Source organism: Erwinia sp., assembly GCF_031978025.1.
Taxonomy (GTDB): Bacteria; Pseudomonadota; Gammaproteobacteria; order Enterobacterales; family Enterobacteriaceae; genus Erwinia.
Genome location: NZ_DALZCD010000270.1, coordinates 1 through 5,889, shown reverse-complemented (window position 1 = coordinate 5,889; position 5,889 = coordinate 1). Strand labels below are relative to the sequence as shown.

6 protein-coding genes are annotated in these 5,889 nt (G+C 51.2%); 1 reads left to right on the top strand and 5 read right to left on the bottom strand.

Annotated features, from left to right (window positions below; genetic code table 11):
- On the top strand, positions 1 to 197 hold a 197-nt coding region (locus tag RTK32_RS17895; RefSeq protein WP_312046364.1), incomplete at its 5' end, for a hypothetical protein.
- Here the strand turns inward: RTK32_RS17895 and RTK32_RS17890 are convergent.
- From RTK32_RS17890 to lpxP, 5 genes are all read right to left on the bottom strand, one after another.
- Positions 187 to 948, bottom strand: a complete 762-nt coding sequence (locus tag RTK32_RS17890) for an amino acid ABC transporter ATP-binding protein (protein WP_312046362.1) — start codon at positions 946 to 948, stop codon at positions 187 to 189. The genes RTK32_RS17895 and RTK32_RS17890 overlap by 11 nt on opposite strands.
- Positions 949 to 956: 8 nt before the next feature.
- Positions 957 to 2,057: an amino acid ABC transporter permease gene (locus RTK32_RS17885; protein ID WP_312046360.1), complete on the bottom strand. Its 1,101-nt coding sequence runs from the start codon at positions 2,055 to 2,057 to the stop codon at positions 957 to 959.
- A gap of 14 nt (positions 2,058 to 2,071) precedes the next feature.
- Complete coding sequence (locus RTK32_RS17880; protein WP_312046358.1) at positions 2,072 to 3,250, bottom strand: amino acid ABC transporter permease; 1,179 nt, start codon at positions 3,248 to 3,250, stop codon at positions 2,072 to 2,074.
- Positions 3,251 to 3,314: 64 nt separating this feature from the next.
- Positions 3,315 to 4,340 (bottom strand): amino acid ABC transporter substrate-binding protein, encoded by a 1,026-nt coding sequence (locus RTK32_RS17875; protein WP_312046356.1) that lies wholly within the window; start codon positions 4,338 to 4,340, stop codon positions 3,315 to 3,317.
- Between the two features lie 693 nt (positions 4,341 to 5,033).
- Positions 5,034 to 5,889: kdo(2)-lipid IV(A) palmitoleoyltransferase (gene lpxP, locus RTK32_RS17870; RefSeq protein WP_312046354.1), on the bottom strand; the 856-nt coding region annotated here is incomplete at its 5' end.

Sequence of the window (5,889 nt, the reverse complement as noted above, 5' to 3'; positions counted from 1 at the left end):
CTTTACTGCTGACTGCTGTTTCATTTTTGACGCTAATTATTAGCAAGGAAAAAGGTCGTCATGCTGCTCATAGCCCTTCCGGGCAGAGCACGGCATCAGAATGGGACGTTCGCAGCCGCCCCGACAGAATTTCGGGGCAGCTTTGCTTTCAGCATGAAGGGGTAAGCGGTCTCTCCGGTACCGGTATTAATGAATAACCTGAGAAAGAAAAGCGCGGGTTCGCTCTGATTTTGGTGAAGAGAAAAATTCCTGTGGCGGTGCCTGTTCAACGATTTCACCGCGATCCATGAAGATCACGCGATCCGCTACGGTACGTGCAAAGCCCATCTCATGCGTGACGCACAACATCGTCATGCCATCCTCTGCCAACCCAATCATAGTATCCAGAACTTCTTTGACCATTTCCGGATCCAGTGCGGAAGTAGGCTCATCGAACAACATAATTTTAGGCTTCATACAAAGTGAACGGGCGATGGCTACACGCTGCTGCTGTCCGCCAGAAAGTTGGCCTGGAAACTTATGCGCATGTTCCGCAATGCGTACGCGTTCCAGATAGTGCATGGCCAGTGCTTCAGCTTCTTTCTTTGGCGTTTTGCGTACCCAAATCGGCGCGAGCGTACAGTTTTGCAAGACGCTCAAGTGCGGAAAAAGATTGAAGTGTTGAAATACCATGCCAACTTCTGTGCGCACACGCTCGATATTGCGTAAATCGTCGTTCAGATGGATACCGTCGACCACGATACGCCCCTGCTGATGTTCTTCCAGATGATTTATACAGCGAATAGTCGTCGATTTACCTGAACCAGAAGGGCCACAAAGTACGATACGTTCACGTGCTTTCACCTCTAAATTAATATTTTTTAGTACGTGAAACTGTCCGAACCATTTATTAACATTTTCCAGCGTAATCATCATCGCTTCATCCGATTGAATCAAAGAAGTAGTCATGGTGAGCCTCAGTGCGGGGTTCGCCCGGTGTGAAAACGCCTTTCCAGATACTGGCTATAGCGCGACATGCTAAAACAGAAGAGCCAGTAAACCAGCGCGGCAAAAACGTATCCTTCGGTCGACATACCAAGCCAGGCGGGGTCGACCGTTGCCTGCTGTACGCTGCTGAAGAGATCGAAAAGCCCGATGATAATGACCAGGCTGGTATCTTTAAAAAGCGCGATGATCGTATTGACGAGGCCGGGGATCACCATTTTCAAAGCCTGCGGCAGAATAACCAGCCCCTGTGTTTTCCAGTAGCCCAGCGCCAGTGATTCAGCAGCTTCGTATTGCCCTTTAGGCAGTGCCTGTAACCCGCCACGTACGACTTCCGCCACATAAGCTGACTGAAACAGGATGACGCCAACCAGCGCACGGATTAGCTTGTCGATGCTGCTTCCTTCCGCCATAAACAGCGGCAGCATGACTGAGGACATAAACAGGACCGTAATCAACGGAACGCCACGCCAGAACTCGATAAAGATAATCGACAGATAACGCACCACTGGCATCGTGGAACGACGCCCAAGTGCCAGTAAGATACCAAGCGGCAATGCACCGGCAATCCCTACAGAGGCGATGATCAGCGTCAGCGTCAGGCCACCCCACTGGCGCGTTTCAACGCGTTCAAGCCCAAAAAAGCCGCCATAGAGGAGGAACCACACGGCTATTGGATAAACAATGGCCCATATGACGATATAGCTCCCCCGGCGTGGCAGAGACTTTATAAACATAGGGGTAATGCTGAGCAGGCCGATGACCAGTGCCAAATTAATACGCCAGCGCAGCTCATGAGGATAAAGTCCGTACATAAATTGGCCAAATCGCGCATGGATGAACACCCAGCATGCACCTTCTTTGGTACAGTCTGCGCGGGTCGTACCGATCCAGTTGGCCTGAAAAATCAGCCAGTTCAGGGCAGGCGGGATAATGCTCCAGATCATCCACAGGCAAAACAGCGTCAGCAGCGAGTTGCTCCAGCTTGAAAAGAGGTTTTTTCTGGCCCATCTTACGATACGTGTAAAAGAGCTTATCGGCACAGACCGCGTATCATGCGTAGCTAAAGTCATAGTTATTCCGTCTCTTAACGCTCAATCAGCCGTATTTTGCGGTTATAGATATTCATCAACAGCGAAATTAGCAGGCTGATTATGAGGTAAACGCCCATCGTGATCGCGATAGTCTCGATAGCCTGTCCCGTTTGGTTTAAGACCGTTCCCGCAAACAGTGACACCATATCCGGATAGCCAATCGCCGCCGCCAGTGAAGAGTTCTTAACAATATTCAGATACTGACTGGTCAATGGCGGGATAATAACGCGCATCGCCTGAGGGATAATGACCTGACGCAGCGTGACCGGATGAGGCAGGCCAAGTGAACGAGCTGCCTCGTTCTGCCCGTGCGGCACGGACTGGATGCCGGCGCGGATCACCTCAGCAATAAATGAAGATGTATAAATTGAGAGTGCCAGCGTTAGCGCCGCCAGCTCAGGGATCAGCGCAAAACCGCCGCGGAAATTGAACCCGCGCAGTATGGGGACATTCCAATGCATTGCTGCACCGAAAGCCATATGAGCAAGCAATGGCAACATAACAAATATAACCAGCATCCCAGGCCAGCTGCGTCTTAGCTGGCCAGTTTTTAACTGGTAGCTACGGTTATAGCGGAATAGCGCCACACTTCCTGCCGTGGCAAGCAACAGGGCAATAATAAATGGCCATGTGCCGGCAGCGTATTCTGGCCAGGGAATATAAAGGCCACGATTACTGACAAAAGCCAGATCGAAGGCGTTCATTGCCTGACGCGGTCCTGGCAGATTACGCAAGACGGCAAAGTACCAGAAGAAGATTTGCAGCAGCGGGGGAATATTACGGAAGGTTTCAATATAGAGGGTTGAAAGCTTGCGCAGTAGCCAGTTATCCGACAGACGAGCAAGGCCGATACAAAAGCCCAGCACAGAGGCAAAGACAATACAGAGCGCGGAGACCAGCAGTGTATTAGTCAGGCCAACCAGAAATACGCGGGCGTAGGTATCACCTTCGCTGTAATCAATAAGATGTTGAACGATACCGAAGGCCGCACTGCGCTCCAGGAAGCCAAAACCAGAGGTGATGCCACGGCTGGCCAGATTAATTAGCGTATTGTGGATTAAATAGCCTGCTACAGTCAGTACCAGCACCACGGCGATAAGCTGGTACAGCCAGGCTCGCACCGCAGGATTGCTAAAGGAGATATCCTTTTTTACGAACGGGCGTTGAGACATGTTGAAACCTCAGTCACGGGCATTCTGACAAAGGCGCCGATCGGCGCCCTGTTGCTGCGGGGAATCAACGTACCGGTGGCGCGTACTGAATGCCGCCTTTGTTCCACAGCGCATTCTGACCACGAGCGATTTTCAACTGGCTGTCTTTACCGACGTTACGGTCGAAGACTTCCTGATAGTTACCGACCTGCTTAATAATGTTAAAAGCCCATTTGTTATTGAGTTTCAGATCTTTACCAAAATCCCCCTCGGATCCCAGCAGGTGTGCCATATCCGGCGTGGACGGGCTGGCAGACATTTGGTCAACATTCTTCGAAGTGATGCCCATTTCTTCCGCGTTCAGCATGGCAAACAGTGACCATTTAACAATGGTGTACCAGTCATCATCACCACGACGAACCACCGGGCCTAAAGGCTCTTTAGAGATCACTTCCGGCAACACGATAAAGTCGTCTGGCTTGCCTAATTTAATGCGCAGGGCATACAACTGCGATTGATCCGAGGCCAGGGTATCGCAGCGGCCGGTATCCAGCGCTTTTGCCGATTCGTCAGAGCGATCAAAAGTAACAGGGGTGTACTGCATTTTATTCGCTTTAAAATAGTCGGCGACGTTCAGTTCTGTATCGGTTCCTGCCTGGATACAAACCGTTGCGCCATCCAGCTCTTTAGCGCTTTTAAGGCCTGCTTTCTGGTGAGTCAAAAAGCCAATGCCGTCATAGTAATTTACCCCGGCAAAGATAAAGCCCATGCCGCCATCACGGGAAGAGGTCCAGGTAGTATTGCGTGACAGAATATCCACTTCGCCAGATTGCAGTGCTGTAAAACGCTCCTTAGCGGTTAACGGGGTGTATTTTACTTTTGTTGCATCACCAAACACGGCTGCTGCCGCTGCACGACAAACATCGACATCAATGCCGCTGAATTTGCCGCTGGCATCCGCAAACGAGAAGCCCGGAAGGCCATCACTGATCCCGCACTGCACAAAACCTTTCTTTTTAATCGCATCCAGGGTGGCACCGGCGTGGGCCTGATTGGCAACTGCAAACAGCGCTGCAGCGGCCACTAAAGTGGAAACCATCATTTTTTTCATAAAGCGTCCTGTGTGGCGTAAGCGGTTTGTTATGTTTTAGTGCACGCTGCGGTGCACTTTTCCTGTCTGTGGCAAGAGCCATTCACGACACTGCAAAGGGAATGCCAGATTTGCAGCATCCTGAATTTGGTGGAAAGGTTTGTTAATAATCGGAAGCGTACAGAAAATTTGCCTAATATTGCGCACCAAACCGAAGCAAAAGCCGCGCTGCTGGTCACAAATGGTGCAAAATTTTTTCACAAAAACAGGCAGTGTGAGCAAAGGCGCACTTATCGCGGCAGAAGGCAGGGGCAGAAAGCAGAAAGCAGAAAGTAGAAGGCAGAAAGCAGAAAACAGAAAGCAGAAAGCAGAAAGCAGGAGCAGGAAGGCGAGAAGGCAGTAACAGCAAAAAGGCAGGGAAAGAGACGGGCAGGCAGTAAAAAGCAAAGCCCGGGGCCGAGAAAAAAACAGAAATCACGAAACCTGAAGTGAAAAGCAAGGAGTCGGCAGGCGAAAAGGGGGAGACGTAAGAGTCAGCAACAAGGAGGCAGGGAGAAGAAAAAACACAGCATGGAGCAGGGAGGAAAGAGCAGCAAGAGGGATGTGAACAAGAGCAAAAGGCAGCAGGCAAGAACAGCAACAGACATGATCTGCCAGAAAGCAGACAAAAAAAACCAGCCGCGCCGGGCTGGTCTTATTAGCGTGAAAACGGCCTCAGTACAGAGGCTGCGCACCGTCAGGACGCGTCTTAAAACGTCTGTGCAGCCACATATACTGTTCAGGCGCCCGCATAATTTCAGTCTCAATCACTTTATTCATATAGGCGGCGGCCTGCTGTTCGTCCGCGATCGGATAATCTTTCAATTCAGGCTGGATCACCAGTTCATAACCGCTACCGTCATCATTACGAATCAGTACAACGGTGATCATGGCTGGCTTAGCCATGCGTGCTAACATCCAGGTGCCGCTGGTGGTGGCAGCCTGCGGGACGGCAAACAGCGGTGCGAACACGCTGCCTTTAGGGCCGTAATCCTGATCGGGCGCAAACCAGACGGCTTCACCCTGTTTCAGCGCCTGCACCATGCCACGCAGGTCGCGACGGTTAATCATCGCCTTATTGGAACGCATCCGGCCTTTGGTCTGTACCCATTCCATCAGCTTATTGTTGTGCGGGCGATACATGGCCATCATTGGCTGGCACAGGCCCATGGCCCTGCCGCCCAGTTCCAGCGACATAAAATGCACGCCGATAATGAGCGCGCCGCGTCCTTCTTGTTGCGCTGCCTGCAAATTGTGCAGGCCATTAACGGTAAACCAACGCTTCACCCGACGGTCGGACCAGAACCAGGCCATACCCGTTTCCAACAGCCCCATTCCTAATGACTCGAAATTGCGCACGATGCTTTGCTCAATCTGCGCTTCCGGCATATCCGGGAAACAAAGTTCAAGGTTACGACGTGTAATGCGAATACGGCGCTTCAAAAAGCGCATTGAAGTACGGCCCATCCATGTTCCCAGCTTCTGCAAAAACGGGAACGGCAGCTGAACAAGTAAAAAAAGCAGTCCCAGT

Bases quoted from the DNA above. Each gene is read 5' to 3' on its own strand.
- RTK32_RS17890 (WP_312046362.1), bottom strand. From the start codon at position 948: ATGACTACTTCTTTGATTCAATCGGATGAAGCGATGATGATTACGCTG.
- RTK32_RS17885 (WP_312046360.1), bottom strand. From the start codon at position 2,057: ATGACTTTAGCTACGCATGATACGCGGTCTGTGCCGATAAGCTCTTTT.
- RTK32_RS17880 (WP_312046358.1), bottom strand. From the start codon at position 3,250: ATGTCTCAACGCCCGTTCGTAAAAAAGGATATCTCCTTTAGCAATCCT.
- RTK32_RS17875 (WP_312046356.1), bottom strand. From the start codon at position 4,340: ATGAAAAAAATGATGGTTTCCACTTTAGTGGCCGCTGCAGCGCTGTTT.